The organism is Streptomyces sp. NPDC048291 (genome assembly GCF_043201715.1).
Classification (GTDB): domain Bacteria; phylum Actinomycetota; class Actinomycetes; order Streptomycetales; family Streptomycetaceae; genus Streptomyces.
Map to the genome: position 1 here is coordinate 46561 of NZ_JBICZC010000015.1, position 14722 is coordinate 61282.

Annotated in this window: 15 protein-coding genes; 7 read left to right on the forward strand and 8 right to left on the reverse strand. The window is 74.1% G+C overall.

Annotated elements, in window-relative coordinates; all coding sequences use genetic code 11:
- Positions 1-40: 40 nt before the first annotated feature.
- Entirely contained in the window at positions 41-1051 is a 1011-nt protein-coding gene (locus tag ACGF5O_RS36615; protein WP_393814229.1) for a M56 family metallopeptidase, read from the reverse strand.
- 4 nt (positions 1052-1055) lie between these two features.
- Positions 1056-1469 (reverse strand): BlaI/MecI/CopY family transcriptional regulator, encoded by a 414-nt coding sequence (locus ACGF5O_RS36620; protein ID WP_393814230.1) that lies wholly within the window; start codon positions 1467-1469, stop codon positions 1056-1058.
- A 193-nt stretch (positions 1470-1662) separates the two neighbouring features.
- Here ACGF5O_RS36620 and ACGF5O_RS36625 point away from each other — a divergent pair, with 193 nt between their 5' ends.
- The 6 genes from ACGF5O_RS36625 to ACGF5O_RS36650 all read left to right on the forward strand — a co-directional run bounded on the left by ACGF5O_RS36625 (position 1663) and on the right by ACGF5O_RS36650 (position 7996).
- Positions 1663-3252: a glycosyltransferase gene (locus ACGF5O_RS36625; RefSeq protein WP_393814231.1), complete on the forward strand. Its 1590-nt coding sequence runs from the start codon at positions 1663-1665 to the stop codon at positions 3250-3252.
- Positions 3249-3974 (forward strand): polysaccharide deacetylase family protein, encoded by a 726-nt coding sequence (locus tag ACGF5O_RS36630; protein ID WP_393814232.1) that lies wholly within the window; start codon positions 3249-3251, stop codon positions 3972-3974. Before ACGF5O_RS36625 ends, ACGF5O_RS36630 begins: the two co-directional genes overlap by 4 nt.
- A gap of 89 nt (positions 3975-4063) precedes the next feature.
- Positions 4064-4600 (forward strand): MarR family winged helix-turn-helix transcriptional regulator, encoded by a 537-nt coding sequence (locus ACGF5O_RS36635; protein ID WP_393814233.1) that lies wholly within the window; start codon positions 4064-4066, stop codon positions 4598-4600.
- A gap of 125 nt (positions 4601-4725) precedes the next feature.
- Entirely contained in the window at positions 4726-5103 is a 378-nt protein-coding gene (locus ACGF5O_RS36640) for a DoxX family protein (RefSeq protein WP_362658653.1), read from the forward strand.
- Entirely contained in the window at positions 5104-5571 is a 468-nt protein-coding gene (locus tag ACGF5O_RS36645; RefSeq protein WP_393814234.1) for a peroxiredoxin, read from the forward strand.
- Positions 5572-5638: 67 nt separating this feature from the next.
- The gene (locus tag ACGF5O_RS36650) at positions 5639-7996 is read left to right on the forward strand and encodes a SpoIIE family protein phosphatase (protein WP_393814235.1); all 2358 of its coding nucleotides are present in this window, start codon (positions 5639-5641) and stop codon (positions 7994-7996) included.
- Between the two features lie 19 nt (positions 7997-8015).
- Here the strand turns inward: ACGF5O_RS36650 and ACGF5O_RS36655 are convergent, their stop codons facing one another.
- Positions 8016-8450: a cupin domain-containing protein gene (locus ACGF5O_RS36655; protein WP_393814236.1), complete on the reverse strand. Its 435-nt coding sequence runs from the start codon at positions 8448-8450 to the stop codon at positions 8016-8018.
- Positions 8451-8694: 244 nt separating this feature from the next.
- Here ACGF5O_RS36655 and ACGF5O_RS36660 point away from each other — a divergent pair, with 244 nt between their 5' ends.
- Positions 8695-9669 (forward strand): TauD/TfdA dioxygenase family protein, encoded by a 975-nt coding sequence (locus tag ACGF5O_RS36660; RefSeq protein ID WP_393814237.1) that lies wholly within the window; start codon positions 8695-8697, stop codon positions 9667-9669.
- Positions 9670-9684: 15 nt separating this feature from the next.
- Here the strand turns inward: ACGF5O_RS36660 and ACGF5O_RS36665 are convergent, their stop codons facing one another.
- The 5 genes from ACGF5O_RS36665 to ACGF5O_RS36685 all read right to left on the reverse strand — a co-directional run bounded on the left by ACGF5O_RS36665 (position 9685) and on the right by ACGF5O_RS36685 (position 14511).
- Positions 9685-10719, reverse strand: a complete 1035-nt coding sequence (locus ACGF5O_RS36665) for an LLM class flavin-dependent oxidoreductase (protein WP_393814238.1) — start codon at positions 10717-10719, stop codon at positions 9685-9687.
- 101 nt (positions 10720-10820) lie between these two features.
- Positions 10821-12323, reverse strand: coding sequence for a metallophosphoesterase family protein (locus ACGF5O_RS36670; RefSeq protein ID WP_393814239.1), 1503 nt, complete (start codon positions 12321-12323; stop codon positions 10821-10823).
- Positions 12324-12440: 117 nt separating this feature from the next.
- Positions 12441-12626, reverse strand: coding sequence for a helix-turn-helix domain-containing protein (locus ACGF5O_RS36675; RefSeq protein WP_393814240.1), 186 nt, complete (start codon positions 12624-12626; stop codon positions 12441-12443).
- 26 nt (positions 12627-12652) lie between these two features.
- The gene (locus ACGF5O_RS36680; RefSeq protein WP_393814241.1) at positions 12653-13702 is read right to left on the reverse strand and encodes an MHYT domain-containing protein; all 1050 of its coding nucleotides are present in this window, start codon (positions 13700-13702) and stop codon (positions 12653-12655) included.
- 158 nt (positions 13703-13860) lie between these two features.
- Positions 13861-14511 (reverse strand): NADPH-dependent F420 reductase, encoded by a 651-nt coding sequence (locus tag ACGF5O_RS36685; RefSeq protein WP_393814242.1) that lies wholly within the window; start codon positions 14509-14511, stop codon positions 13861-13863.
- Between the last annotated feature and the right edge of the window lie 211 nt (positions 14512-14722).

Here is a 14722-nt window from a genome sequence, read left to right on the forward strand (position 1 = left end):
ATAACCCTCGTGACGATCGTGCTGTCAAGCCCCGCCGCGCTCAGCGCAGGTGTCGGTCCGGCTCGTCGTGGTCGTGGGGCGGGTGGCAGCAGGGCCCGTGCCCGGGCGGCTGCGCCGGTGTCCCGGTGTCCTTGAGCGCGGTGACGCACGCGGCGAACTGGGCGCCCTCGATCATGCGTTCACTGTCGGACGTGGCCTCCGCCAGGCTCGCGCAGGACACCGCGAGCAGCGCGGCGCCCGCGATCAGCGGCAGTGCGCGGCGCGGCGGTGGTGGGGCGAGCAGTGCCCGGACCCGTTGCGGCACGGCGCCGCCGGTCGCCGCGAGCGAGGCGCCCGCCGGGGTCTTCGCCGAGGCGAGGGCCGCGCGGCCCACCGCGCGTGCGACGACCGTCCGGTCCCCGACGTGGTCCGCGGCCTCCTCGTCGGCCCAGCGCTCCAGCACGTAACCGCCGCTCTCGGCGAGCGGCCGCAACAGGGGACAGGCCGCGGCGGTGAGCCGCCACGCGCTCTGGAACATGTGGTGGCGGCCGCGCAGATGGGCCCGCTCGTGGGCGAGCAGGGCCTCCCGCTCGGTGTCGCCGAGGCAGCGCAGCATCCCGTGCGAGACCACGATCCGGCCCGGCGCCCCGGGGAGCGCGAAGGCGTGCGGCGACGCGTCGTCGAGCACGGCCAGCTCCAGGTCCCCGGGCAGCCGCGCGCACTCCCGGCGGGCCCAGAGCAGATGCCGGGCCTGCCGTACGGCGGCGACGGCGAGGCCGGTGAGGGAGGCGAGCAGGGCGACCGTCGCGACCGCGGACACCGTGAGGTACACGGGGTCGTCCGCGCGCAGCGCCGCCACCGACCAGCGGCCCTCCTCCGCGACCTCGGGTATCTGGGCGAGCCCGGTGAACGCCAGCAGCGCCAGCGAGCCCAGCCAGCCGAGCGCCGTCACCAGTGCGCCGCCGGCCAGTGCCCAGGCCGCCGGGCGTGGCGCGAACCGCCGGGCGAGCCGGGGTGCGGCCACCGCGAGGACCACGGTGACCAGGAAGGGGACGTAGACGCTGACGGTCATCGGCTCACGGCCCTTCGCCGGCCGGACCCGCGTCGTGTTCGCCGAGCAGCCGGTGCAGCAACTGCTCGTCCTCCTCGGAGAGTTCGGAGACGAACCGGCTGAGCACGGCCTCCCGGTCGGAGCCGCGCTCCAGCAGGGTGTGCATCCGCTGGGCGGTGTCGGACGCCTCGTCGCGCACCGGCGCGTACGCGTAGCCCCGGCCCGCCCGGTGCCGTACCAGGGTGCCCTTGTCGTGCAGCCGGGACAGGATCGTCAGCACCGTCGTGTAGGCGAGGTCCCCGGGCAGCCGTTCCTGGACCTGCCGGGCCGTCAGCGGTTCGGAGGCGGCCCAGAGGGCGGCCAGCACCCCGCTCTCCAACTCGCCGGGGGCCCGTCGGCCGGATGCCTCGCCGGTCTCGTCGATCTTCCGGTCGCGCACCGTTCACCGTCCTTCAACCAACGTTCGAGCCCACAGCCTACCCGGACTGGTACTACGGCATGTAGAACCGGGGTCCGCGGTCGCTGAGCTGGGCGAAAGCCGTCTACTACAAGTTGTACGAGTTTACCTACTACATGTTGTAGAGTTTCGCCGCTCCACTCCACCTGCGGAGTCTCTGCGGAGGAACCCACCCATGCCCCACCTCGGAAGTACGGTGCACCTGCGCGCCCTGGCGGTCGCCGCCCTGCGTACCCGGCCCGCCCGCGCCCCCCGGAGTACGACGCCCGCCGAGCGCGTCGTGATCGTCTCCGCGAGCATCGGCGCGGGCCACGACGGCGCCGCGCGCGAACTGGAACGCCGGCTGACGGCGGCCGGTGTCACGGTCGACCGGTACGACCTGCTCGATCTGCTGCCCGCCCGGCTCGGCCGGGCCGTCCGCGACGGCTACCACCGGATGCTCGTCCGGGCGCCCTGGATCTACCAGCGCGTCTACACCAGCACCGAACGCGCCGGAGGCGGCGGCCCGTTGGCCCGCGCCCTGCTGCGCACCGCCGAGCACCGCCTGCGTGCCGCCCTCCCCGCGGACACCGGCGCCGTCGTCTCCACCTATCCCGGCGCCAGCCGCGTCCTGGGCAGACTGCGGCTGACCGGCCGCCTCGGCGTACCGGTCTTCACCTATCTCACCGACTTCTCGGTGCACCCGCTGTGGGTGGCCGAGGGCGTCGACGTCCATCTCGCCGCCCACGCCGTGCCCGCCGCACAGGCCCGCGCCCTGGGTGCCCGGGACGTCCGGGTGGGCGGCCCGGTGGCGGACCCGCGCTTCCGTCCCGCCGACCCCGGGCAACGCCGGGCGGCCCGGGACCGGTTCGGGCTCCCCGCGGACGCTCCGCTGGCGCTGCTGGTCGCGGGTTCGTGGGGCGTCGGCCCGGTCCGCCAGGTGGCCGTGGAGCTGCGCGACTGCGGTGCGGCCGTACCGGTCGTCGTCTGCGGACGCAACGAGGCCCTTGCGCGGCAACTGCGCGCCGACGGCATCGAGCACGCCTACGGCTGGGTCGACGACATGCCGGGCCTGATGCACGCGGCCGACGTACTGGTGCAGAACGCGGGCGGTCTCACCTCGCTGGAGGCCTTCGCCGCAGGCCTGCCCGTCGCCAGCTACCGCTGCATACCGGGCCACGGCCTCACCAACGCCGCCGCGCTCGACGAGGCCGGGGTCGCCGCGTGGATCCGTGACCCGGCCGAACTCAAGGACGTACTGGGCGACTTGATCGACGGCCCGCGCGGCCTGCTGCAACGCGAGGCGGGCCACGCCCTGTTCGCCGCCACCGGAGCGGGCCCCGCGGACGAGATCGCCCGAGCCTGCCGCACCCGTGGCCCGCTGCCGCCACCGCTCGGCCGCCACCGGCCGACGCCGCGTCCGTCGGACACGGTCGCGTCGGGTCCCGGGGTCGTGTCCGCTCGCGGTGGCGTGCCTGCTTCCGGTGTCGTGTCCGGTCCGGTTGCCGTGCCCGGTCCAGGTGTCGCGCCTGCTTCCGCTGCCGTGCCCGTTCCCGGCGCCACGCGCGCTCTCGGCACCGCCCCCGCCCCGCGCGAGCCCCGCTCGGCGATCCGGCGTCTCGCCGCAACCGCGGCCGTGGCCTGTGTCCTCTGGGCAGGCGCCGTCGGCACCGCCGTCGCCACGACCGGCAGTGGGCCGGGGGTCATCCATGCCATCGGCCACACCCTGGACCTCGACGACGACGCCCACCTCGGCGGCCCGCACCAGGAGGAGCACCACTCGTGACCGTCCCCGCACGCCTGCTCCGTACGGCCGCCTTCGCCGCCCTCCCGGCGCTCGCCCTGCACGCGGCCCCCGTGATCTCCACCTTCGGGCCGCTGCGCAACCGCGTGATGCCCCGCCTCGCCGGCCGGGGGCGGGCGGACCACGTCGCCCTCACCTTCGACGACGGGCCGGACCCGCTGTCGACCCCGTTCTTCCTGCGCGCCCTGGACGAGCGGAAGATCCGGGCCACCTTCTTCCTGCTCGGCCGCCAGGCCCGCCGCTCGCCCGGCCTGGTCCGGGAGATCGCCGCGGCCGGGCACGAGATAGGGATCCACGGCTGGCTGCACCGGCCGCTCCTGCTGCGCGGCCCCGGGGCCACCCACGACGACCTGGCCCGGGCCCGGGACACCGTCGGCGATCTCACCGGGCAGCCGCCGCGGCTGTTCCGGCCGCCGTACGGGGTGATGTCGACCGCGGCCCATCTCGCCGCCCGCCGCCTCGCCCTCACCCCGGTGCTGTGGACCTGCTGGGGCGAGGACTGGACCGCCCGCGCCACGCCGGACTCCGTCCACCGCACGGTCGCCCGGGACCTGGACGGCGGCGGCACGATCCTGCTGCACGACTCCGACTGCACCTCGGCGCCGGGCGCCTGGCGCTCGGCCCTGGGGGCGCTGCCACGCCTCCTGGACAGCTGTGACCAGCGGGGACTCGCCGTCGGGCCGTTGCGCGAGCACGGCGTCTGACGGCCGGTGCGTACGCTCGGCGCAGTACGGCGGGTAAACCCACGCAGTAACTTACTTGAGTTACGCAACGATATGGTAAACTGGCCGGTATGCCCACAGAACCGCTGCCAGACGTCCCCGCCGCCACCCCGGAGGTGGTGGAGATCGAGCGTGCCCTGACGCGCATCACCTACCTGAGCACCCGGGCCCGCCAGCACGAGCGGCTGATGGCGCTGGCCGGCGTGCCGCTGGACCGCGCCGCGGTGGCCCTGCTGCGCCAGGTCGCCGACTCCGAGCCGCTGCGCCCGGGGGAGCTGGCCCAGCGGCTCGGGGTCGAGGCGTCCCACGTGACCCGCACGGTGCAGCAGCTCCAGCGGTCGGGCTACGTCACCCGCGTCCCCGACCCGGACGACCGCCGCGCCCAGCGCATCGAGCTCACCGACGCCGGCCGCGCGGCCGTGGACCGGGTCAGGGACGCCGGGGCGCGCGGCATGCAGCTGGCCCTCGGCGGCTGGGAGCCCGAGGAGCTGGGACAGCTGGCCGTCCTCTTCCACCGCATGGTGGACGACTTCCTGGCCTACGCGGTCGAGGACGAGCCCGGCCAGGAGGCCGCCGCCACGGTGCCCCCGGCGTCCCGGCCCGTGTGAGGCGGCGGCCGAACGCGCGCGGACGAGCCGGTCGTTCGCGCGCGGACGGGTCGACGGCCGACCCGGCGCGGTGCGGGCCGGTACCCCCCGGTAATATCCGGCGGCAGGTCGTCAGAGGAGGCTTCGTGGCCCGGTCCGAACGTTCACCCCTGCTGCTCGCGGGACTGCTCGCCACCGCCGGTGTCGCCCACTTCGCGGTGCCGAAGCAGTTCGACGCGACGATCCCGAAGGCGCTGCCCGGCTCCCCGCGGGCCTGGACGTACGGCAGCGGTGCCGTCGAGCTGGCGCTGGCGGCGGGGATCGCCCTGCCCCGTACCCGGAAGGCGGCGGCCCGCGCTGCCGCCGCCTTCTTCGTGGGCGTGTTCCCGGCCAACGTGCAGATGGCCGTCGACTGGCAGAAGCGGCCCGAGCCGCTCAGAACCGCGGCCCTCGCCCGCCTGCCGCTCCAGATCCCTCTGGTGCTGTGGGCGCGCGGGGTCGCACGCAACGAGGAGGGCCGATAGATGGCGGCACCTGTCGAGGTGGGAAGCACGATCGAGGACTTCGCGCTGCCGGACGATACCGGTACGACGCGGAACCTCACGGAGCTGCTGGCCGACGGTCCGGTGGTGCTGTTCTTCTACCCGGCCGCCCTGTCGGCCGGCTGCACCGCGGAGGCCTGCCACTTCCGGGACCTCGCCGCCGAGTTCGCGGCCGTCGGCGCCCGGCCCGTCGGGATCAGCGGGGACAGTGTGGAACGCCAGCAGGAGTTCTCCGGCAAGCACACGCTGGGCATGCCGCTGCTCTCCGACGCGGACGGCGCCGTCCGGGAGCTGTTCGGCGTGAAGCGGGGCTTCTCACTCGCCCCGACCAAGCGGGCCACCTTCGTGATCGCCCAGGACCGCACCGTCCTGGAGGTCGTCCGCAGCGAGCTGCGCATGAACACCCACGCCGACCGGGCGCTGGCCGCCCTGCGCGCCCACCAGGGCTGAGCCGAGGGCCCCGGTCCGCCCCGGTCCGCGCTTGATGCGCCGGGGCACAGGTCCCATCCTGGGGCGTATGGAGCGTGTCGCCGCCGCGGCGATCATCGATGCCCTGGGCCGGGTGACAGGGTGGAGCGAGGGTGCGCGGATGCTCACCGGGCACCGGGCGGAGGAGGTCGTGGGCAGGCCCGCCACCGACCTCCTCGCCGAGCGGGTGCCCGCCGAGGCGCTGGCCGCCCGCCGCGGGACCGTCGCCCTGCGGTGCGCCGACGGACGCCGCACGGAGATCGCCCTGACGGCCTGCCCCGTCCTCGGCCCCGACGGCGCCACCACCGGCTACGTGCTCACCGCCGACCCGCCCTTTCAGGCCGACCCCACCCTCGCAGGCCAGGCCTTCCAGCAGGCCTCCATGTCCATGTCGGTCTTCGACGTCGACCAGCGCTACCTCCGCTCCAACGCCGCCGCCTGCCACGTCATGGGCGTCCCCGAGGAGGCCCTGCTCGGCCGCTTCTTCCCGGACACCGTCGAGGAGGCCCCGCACAGCGAGGGCTTCCTGCGTCATCTGCGCCAGGTCGTCGAGACCGGCCGGCCCGTCCGCTACGAGAGCTTCACCGGCGCCCCCGCCCTGAACCGGGAGCACGCCTGGAGTATCGAGATGTGGCCGCTGCGCGACCCCGCGGGCGAGCTCACCGCCGTCGCCCTCGCCGCCTTCGACAGCACCGAGCAGTACCTGGCCCGGCTCCGGCTCGCCCTCCTCAACGAGGCGGCCACCGCCATCGGCACCACCCTGGACGTGGTGCGCACCGCCGAGGAACTCGTCGAACTCCTCGTCCCCCGGTACGCCGACTTCGCCAGCGTCGACCTCCTCGACTGGGTCCTCGGCGCCGAGGAACCGCTCACCGTGCCGGAGGGCGACATCGCCCTGCGCCGGGTCGCCCACGGCTCCGTGACCGAGGGCACCCCCGAGGCCGCCGTACGGCTGGGCGAGTCCGAGGCACACCCGGCGGCGTCACCGCCGGCGCGGGCGCTGCGGGAGCGGCGGGCCGTGGTCGGCCAGGCCGGCGAGCCCGAGTTCCGCCGCTGGGTCGAGGAGCGCAACGCCCGCGCGCCCGAGGGCCGGCCCCACCGCGAGGGCGTCCACTCCATGATCGCCGTACCCCTGCAGGCCCGCGGCGTCCTGCTCGGTGTGGTGGTGGGCGTGCGCATGCGCCATCCCGACGACTACGTCATCGACGACACCGTCTTCGCCGAGGAACTCGCCAGCCGCGCCGCCGTCTGCATCGACAACGCCCGCCGCTTCGCCCGCGAGCGCTCCACCGCCCTCGCCCTCCAGCACAGCCTGCTGCCCCGCGGCCTGCCCCAGGCCGCCGTCGAGGTCGCCCACCGCTATCTGCCCTGCGGATCGCAGGCCGGCATCGGCGGCGACTGGTTCGACGTGATCCCGCTCTCCGGCAGCCGGGTCGGCCTGGTCGTCGGCGACGTCGTCGGCCACGGCATCCCCTCCTCCGCCACCATGGGCCGCCTGCGCACCGCCGTCCGCACCCTCGCGGACGTCGACCTGCCCCCCGACGAACTCCTCACCCACCTCGACGACCTGGTCACCCACCTCGCCGCCGACGGCTCCGGCGAGGAGGTCGCCGAACTGGGCGCCACCTGCCTGTACGCCGTCTACGACCCCGTCTCGCGGCGGCTCAGCCTCGCCGCCGCCGGGCATCCGGCACCCGCGGTCGTCCTGCCGGGCGGCACGGCCGAGCTGATCCCGATGACCGCGGGGCCGCCGCTCGGCGTCGGCGGTCTGCCCTTCGAGGCGGCGGAGCTCGAACTGCCCGAAGGCGCCGTCGTCGCCCTCTACACGGACGGCCTGGTCGAGGACCGCGACCGGGACGTGGACCGCGCCACCGAGGAGATGTGCCGCGCCCTGAGCGCACCCTCCGACTCCCTCGAAGACCTCACCGACAACGTCCTCAAGGCCGTCCTGCCGGAGCAGCCGGCCGACGACGTCGCCCTGCTGCTGGCCCGCACCCGCGCGCTCGGCGCCGACCGGGTCGCCACCTGGGACGTGCCGCCCGACCCCGCCGAGGTGGCGCACTTCCGGCAGGCGGCCGTCGAACGGCTCACCGACTGGGGCCTGGACGAGGCCGCGTTCGTCACCGAACTCGTCGTCAGCGAACTCGTCACCAACGCCATCCGCTACGGCGAACCGCCCATCCAGCTGCGCCTGATCCGCGACCGCGCGCTCATCTGCGAGGTCTCCGACGGCAGTTCCACCTCACCGCACCTGCGCCGGGCGCACGCCTACGACGAGGGCGGCCGGGGTCTGCTCCTGGTCGCCCAGCTCACCCAGCGCTGGGGCAGCCGGCAGACGGGCAGCGGCAAGACCATCTGGGCCGAACAGCCGCTGCCCGAAGGCCCGTTGCCGGTCACCGACGACTGACGTGACGGCTCGCTCGGCCCTACTCGAAGTCGCAGCCCGGGTTCGGCACGGACTCCGAGTACGGCGAACCGTGCGGCAGGATGTACAGCACGTCCAGAACCAGGTCGGTGTTCCCGAGGTTGGCGCCCAGGTGCACGTCGCCCGGCCCGCCCGACTCGTACACCGTGCCGCCCCGCCGGTAGACGCCGTCCTCCTCGCAGTCGGAGTGGAAGTGGCTGAGGGTGCCCTTCCGGACGAATCCGTAGACCGGGCCGTCGTGGTAGTGCCAGCCGGTCGTCTGGCCGGGCGGGACGGTGATCTCCCGCAGGACGTAGTCCGTCTCCCCGACGGTGGTCTGGCTGATCACCCTGCCGGTCACACCCGGGCCGGCGGGGGTGGCGTGGGCGGTGCCGCAGGTCAGCAGAGTGCCGGCGGCCACCGCCCCGGCCATGGCGGTACGGAGCGCGGTACGCATGTGTGGGGGCCTCCTGAACCGAAGATCGAGTACCTTCGCGAACTTAGGCCCCCGCACGGCCCGCCGGGGCGGGAACGGCCCAATCCGGGTACGCGCGGGAGACGTTGCCGTGGACCGCGTCGTACCCCCGGCCGCGCGCACCCGGCGGGCGATGATCAACCCGCCCCGGGTGTTCCCTTCCACCTCGCACGCCGGGCTGTCACGATCTTCCCTGGACGGGTACCGACGACCACGCGGAGTACGTATGACGACCGACCGGGGTACGGCAGGACGGGCACAGGGCGTCGCCGGAGCCGAGGTGAGACCCGTCGCCGGGCACATCGGGGCCGAGATCACCGGGGTCGACCTCACCGCGGAACTCGACGACGCCGTGGTCGCCCTCATCCGGGAGGCCGTGCTGCGCTGGAAGGTCGTCTTCTTCCGGGACCAGCGGCTCGACCACGCCGGGCACGTCGCCTTCGCCCGCCGCTTCGGCGAACCGGTCGTGCTCGGCCGCCGCGGCAGCGCCTCACCGGCCGGCTTCCCCGAGGTGGAGACCACCGCCGACCGGCTGGAACTCGGCGGCCGGTTCGGGATGGAGCACGACGAGTGGCTCCAGCGGCGCCGGCACACCCTGCTGCGCGGCTGGCACTGTGACCACGGCGCCCGCATCGACCCGCCCGCCGCGACCGTCCTGCGCGCCGAGACCGTCCCGCCCTACGGCGGCGACACCACCTGGGCCAACCTGGCCGCCGCCTACGTCGGACTGTCCGCGCCCGTGCGCGCCTTCGTCGACGGCCTGCGCGCCGAGCACCGCCTCGGCGTCGGCTACCAGCCCCGCCCCGGCGACGACTCCTACCTGCGCCACCTCCTCGACCACCAGGTGGCCTCGGTGCATCCACTGGTGCGGGTCCACCCCGAGAGCGGGGAGCGGGTGCTGTACGTCAACGGTTACTACGTCGAGCAGATCGCCGGCGTCTCCCGCCCGGAGAGCGCCGCGCTCCTGGAGATGCTGCTCGAACAGGCCGTACGGCCCGAGTACACGGTCCGCTTCCGCTGGGAGCCCGGCAGCGTCGCCTTCTGGGACAACCGGGCCACCATCCACCTCGCGCCGAGCGACAACGCCCATCTCGGCCTTCCGCGCGTCATGCACCGGGTGATGCTGCACGGCGAGGTGCCGGTCGGGGTGGACGGCAAACCGTCGGAACCGGTGACCGGCACGCAGGTGCGCCGCTGGTGACGCGCCGCCGGTGACTCAGGCGGCGGCCCCCGGGCGCCGGCCGAGCGCCGGGCCCAGGTGGGTCGCCATGTCGGTGAGGATCTGGACGTAGTCCTCGTGCTCGAACGTGAACGGCAGGGCGAAGGCCACCTCGTCGACCTCGCGGAAGGCGGCGTGCGCGTGCAACCGCTCGACGATCTCCGCCGAGGTCCCGACGATGTCCGGCGCGAAGAGCAGCCGGCCGGGACCCTGCGGGGCCGTGGTGCGGGGCAGCCGCTTGGCCGCGTACGCCTCGTACCTGGCGCGCTGCTCCGGCGTGGCGGAGTCGGTGGGGATGACCACCAGCCCCTGGGAGACCCGCGCCGCCTCGCCGTCCGGGTGATGGGCGCGGAACTCCCGGATGTGCGAGAGCTGGATCTCCGCGAAGTCGTACCCGTCCGCCTCGTCCCCGGCCCGTACGACACTGCTGGTCAGGAAGTTCATGCCGTGCTCGCCCGCCCAGCGCGCCGAGCCGAGGCTGCCGCCGCCGTACCAGAGCCGCCGCCCGAGCCCGGCGGAGTGCGGCTGGACGACGTCGGAGAACACCTCGAAGCCCTCCACCCCGCTGAAGTCGGTGGCCGGCTTGCCCCGGACGAAGTCCAGGAGCCGCCGCACCCGCTCGTAGCTGAAGTCCTCGACGTCGGCCGTGTCCGGGTAGAGGGCCTCCCTGACCTGCTCGTAGTGCATGGGCGGGCCCACGCTCACACCCGGGTTGAGACGGCCGCCGGACAGCAGGTCGACGGTCGCCAGATCCTCGGCGAGCCGCAGCGGGTTCTCCCAGCCCAGCGGGATCACGGCGGTGCCGAGCTCGATCCGGCTGGTGCGCTGGGAGGCCGCCGCGAGCACCGCGACCGGCGACGAGATGCCGTACTGGAGGTGCCGGTGGCGCACCCACGCGCTGTCGAAGCCCAGCCGCTCGCCCAGCTCGATGATCTCCAGCGTGGACTCGTGCCCCCGGCCCGGATCCGCGCCGTCGAACAGGCCGATGGTCAGGAAGCCCAGTCTGCGCAGCGGGCGGGGGGTGGACGGCACGGGTCCTCCAGCGGTCGTACGTCAGTTCTGCCCCGATTGTGGCACCCGAACATTGCGGGAGTGTGATCGGTTCCGGGTCAGGTGAGAGGGCCGGCGGGGGGTCAGGTCAGGGGGATGACGATCTCGTCCTCGACCGGCGGGTCCAGTTCCTGCGGCCGGTTCCCGGTGGCGGCGAAGCAGCGCAGCCTGACCGCCTCCGGGCTGACGTCGAGCCGCAGGAAGCATTTGAAGAAGGGCGGGCTGTAGGTGGCCGAGCCGGGGGAGAACAGCTGGGTGTAGATCTTCTTCACGGGCAGCCGGAACCGCGGGCCGCGGTCCGGGCGGCTGCCCGCGCCCAGCAGGGTCGCGACCAGCCGCGCGCGGCGGCCGACCCGGGTGTCCGGGGCGGGCAGCCGCCCGGTCCTGATACCGAGCCGCTCGGCGATCACGGCCGTCGCCTCCGCCTCGGTGAGGGTGAAGAAGCGCCGGAGCCGCAGCCGCCGGCCGTACAGCCGGCTGTAGAACGCGAGGGAGTCGCCGCGCAGCGGGTAGCAGCGGAAGTCGTCCTCGGTGACGTTCCCGACCGACACCGGGGGGATGGTGTGGGTGGCGTGCATGAAGGCACCGCCGCCGCCCGCGACCACGTACTGGATGGTGCGGCCGTCCACGTCGACGGGGTAGCGCTGGTAGTTGTGGATGTCGCCGCCGATCGCCGCCACGTAGTGGTGGGCCGGGTCGCGGACGATGTCGTCGACCGTGCCGCCGCCCTCGATCGCGCACGGGTGGTGCTCGCCGTCCACGTACAGCGGGGAGCCGGTGACGAGGATCTTCGGGCGCGGCCCCCGGGACACCTCCCGCAGCCAGGCGCCCTGTTCGGCGTCGATCGTGCCGAGCAGGCCGGTATCGATGCCGACGATCCGGACCGGCCCGGCGTCGATGGCCCAGTACGGCCCGGGCTGTACGGCCGTCTGCTCCGGACTCGGCCGCAACTTCCGGGCCTGCGCGAGGAGTTGCTCGTCCGCAGGACGGGGCCGGTGCCACAGCAGGGCACGCCACCAGGCGCGGGTGAGCGGACGCGGCCTCGGCTCGGCCGGGAGCGCCGGGGCGTCGTCGCAGAAGACGCGCATGAACGCGCCGAGGTCCTCGTACCAGTCATGGTTGCCGGGTATCGCGTATATCGGCGCCGGATAGTCCCGGTACGGACGGAAGAACTTGGTGCCGTAGTCGTCGGTGGTGCCGACCGGATAGATCACGTCGCTCGCGATCACCGCGAAGTCGGTGTCCTGACCGGCCTTCAGGAACCCCGGCACCACGGCGTACTGCGAGTCGTCGCCCTCGCCGGTGTCACCGATCACCATGAACGAGAACCGGTCCGCCTCATGACGCCGGATCACCTTGTCGGCGGGCGCCCCGGCAGCCGCCTGCCGCGCCACCCAACGGCTGCGGGTACGGCCCGTCGGATCGCCGAACCAGGAGGCCAGCACCCCGTTGCGGGCGGCCCACATGGTCTTCGGGTTGAACCAGAACAGCTTCTCGACATGGTCCGGCATCAGTTGGCGGTAGGCGCCGCGCTCGGCCTCGCCCCAGCCGGCGCCTTCTGCGGTCTTGCGTGAGGAGTCAGACACGCGGGAACGGTACAACGATCAATGCGGCGAACCGCATTCGGCGGTCGGAGCAACGGTGTATGGGCACCCGGGGACAGCGAACAGAGAGCGGACTCGTCTGCCCGAGATCCGGGGGCGTCAGCGGGTGCCGGGTTCGTGCGGGATGTCGCCGACCGGCTCCGCGGGCGAGCGGCGGAACGTGGCGCGGTAGTCCCGCGGCCGCCGGCCCGTGTGCCGGGCGAAGACGGCGCCGAACGTGCTCGCGTCGGCGTACCCGAGGCCGGCCGCGATGTGCGCGACCGTCCTGCGGCAGGGCGGTGACATCGATTGAGCGTTCAGGGCGGGGCCGGTCACCATTCGTACGGGTTCGAGGGGGCCCCGTACGGATCCTGCGGACCGGACGCCGGGTGGTCGGGGGCACCGAAGCGGCCGGTGCCGCCAGGTGCGGGGCGGCCCGGGGTGCCGTACCGGTCCGTGCCGGACGGCGTGGCGTGTGTCGCCGTGGTGTGCGGGCCCGGTCCTGCCGGTTCCGGGCGCGGCGAGCGACCGCCGCGGTTGCGGGGGGTGTGCGGGCCGCGTCGGCCCGGTGGGCGTGAGCGCGCCGTTGCGGCCGACGCCGCCGGCGGGCCGTTCCGTTCGGCCGCCTGCCGGTTCCAGTCCGCTTCGCCCAGGACCAGCAGCGGGTCGAACATCACCACCACCCCGGCCAGCAGCAGGAACACGGCCGGGCCGAGCAGCATGGGCAGCAGCAGCGAGGTCGGTGACGCGCTCGACCAGGAGGTGGCGGACGCCGGGTGCACATCGACGCTCACGGCCGCCATGGCGGTGAAGTGCATGCCCGACACCGCCAGGCCCATCACCAGACTCGCGCCCAGACTCGCCGTGAAGCCCCGCACCGACACGGCCGCCCACAGCGCCGCCGTCGCCGCCGCGATGGCGATCAGGACGGAGAGGGCGACCGTCACCCGGTCGTAGTGAATCGTTCCGTCAAAGCGGAGCGCCGCCATGCCCAGGTAGTGCATGGCGGCCACGCCGAGACCGGTGACCACGCCCGCCGTCCAGAGCGTCCCCGCGGTCGCGCCCCGGTAGCCAACCGCGAAGACGCCGATGCCGACCACCAGGATCGCCACCGCCAGACTGAGCAGGGTCAGCCCCACGTCGTAGCGGATCGTGGTCTCCTGCACATGGAAGCCGATCATCGCGATGAAGTGCATCGTCCAGATGCCGCAGCCGATCGAGGCCGCCCCCAGGGCGAGCCAGCCGGGCCGCCACGACTCCCCGTGGTGGTACAGCGACCTGACGATGCAGCGCAGCCCCAGCGCCCCGCCCAGACAGGCCATCAGATAGGCCGCGACCGGAGTCACCGCGCCGTAGTGGAAACCGTCCGTCGTGCCGTGCATGTGTGCAACTCCCCCCAGAGTCACCGCTGTTGTGGGGGAAGGTACTACGTGCCGGTGGTGTGCGCCGGGGCGTTCACCGGGACTTCAGCTGCCGCGCGGGGAACACGGACCGGCACAGCTGCCGCAGGGGCGGCCTTCAGCCAGGCCACAGGGCGGGCTCAGGGTGCGACGATCTTGATCGCGCTCATCCAGCCGTGGCCTTCGGGCCGTGTCTGCAGGGCCATGTGCAGCAGCTGGATGCCCTCCAGCTCCCGGGCGTGCCGCAGTCCGCCGACGACCACCGGGTTCAGCCCGCCGGAGACGACCAGTTCCGCCACCTGGTCGCGGGCCGCCGTGTCGTCGCCGGCGATGAACACGTCCAGCGGCAGCCCACCCACCTCGCCCGCGACCAGCGCGCCCGCGAACGTCGTGTTGAAGGCCTTAACCAGGTGCGTGCCCGGCGCGGCGGCCTCGGCCAGCTGCTGGGCGCCGGAGCTGTCCGCGGGCACCGTGAGCGAGTCGAAGGTCGAGAAGTCCACCGGGTTGGAGATGTCCACGACGGTCTTCCCGGCGAGCTGGTCCCCGTACTCCGTCACGACCTGCCGGGCCGCGTCGAACGGCACGGCCAGCACCACCACGTCCGCGGATCCGACCGCGTCCGGCACGGCGGGCGCCACGTCCGCCCCCGGTGTCCGCTCGCCCAGGGCGTCGGCGAGCGCGGTGGCCTTGGCCGGATCCGTGCCGACGAGCCGCACCGTGTGCCCGCCCGCCAGGGCCCGGGTGGCGATACCGCCCGCCATGTTGCCTGTGCCGACGATGAAGACCCGCATGCGTGAGCCCCTTCCGTGGCGTGGGAGCTGCCGACGGCCGGTCGGGGTCGGTCCAGGGTCGGTCCTGGGCCGTGCGGCCGCCACAGTCCGGTTGAACCAGGATAAAACGGTCGGCTTGGCGCGGCTCGGGCTGGTGCTCGATGCCCGTCGGGGCCGGGCGTGGGCGTCGACGCTCCGCCGGTCGCACCGGATTCCCCGCCCCGCCCCCCTC

Coding starts and splice junctions, on each gene's coding strand:
- ACGF5O_RS36615 (WP_393814229.1), bottom strand. CDS start 1,051: ATGACCGTCAGCGTCTACGTCCCCTTCCTGGTCACCGTGGTCCTCGCG.
- ACGF5O_RS36625 (WP_393814231.1), top strand. CDS start 1,663: ATGCCCCACCTCGGAAGTACGGTGCACCTGCGCGCCCTGGCGGTCGCC.
- ACGF5O_RS36635 (WP_393814233.1), top strand. CDS start 4,064: ATGCCCACAGAACCGCTGCCAGACGTCCCCGCCGCCACCCCGGAGGTG.
- ACGF5O_RS36645 (WP_393814234.1), top strand. CDS start 5,104: ATGGCGGCACCTGTCGAGGTGGGAAGCACGATCGAGGACTTCGCGCTG.
- ACGF5O_RS36650 (WP_393814235.1), top strand. CDS start 5,639: ATGGAGCGTGTCGCCGCCGCGGCGATCATCGATGCCCTGGGCCGGGTG.
- ACGF5O_RS36655 (WP_393814236.1), bottom strand. CDS start 8,450: ATGCGTACCGCGCTCCGTACCGCCATGGCCGGGGCGGTGGCCGCCGGC.
- ACGF5O_RS36660 (WP_393814237.1), top strand. CDS start 8,695: ATGACGACCGACCGGGGTACGGCAGGACGGGCACAGGGCGTCGCCGGA.
- ACGF5O_RS36675 (WP_393814240.1), bottom strand. CDS start 12,626: ATGTCACCGCCCTGCCGCAGGACGGTCGCGCACATCGCGGCCGGCCTC.
- ACGF5O_RS36680 (WP_393814241.1), bottom strand. CDS start 13,702: ATGCACGGCACGACGGACGGTTTCCACTACGGCGCGGTGACTCCGGTC.
- ACGF5O_RS36685 (WP_393814242.1), bottom strand. CDS start 14,511: ATGCGGGTCTTCATCGTCGGCACAGGCAACATGGCGGGCGGTATCGCC.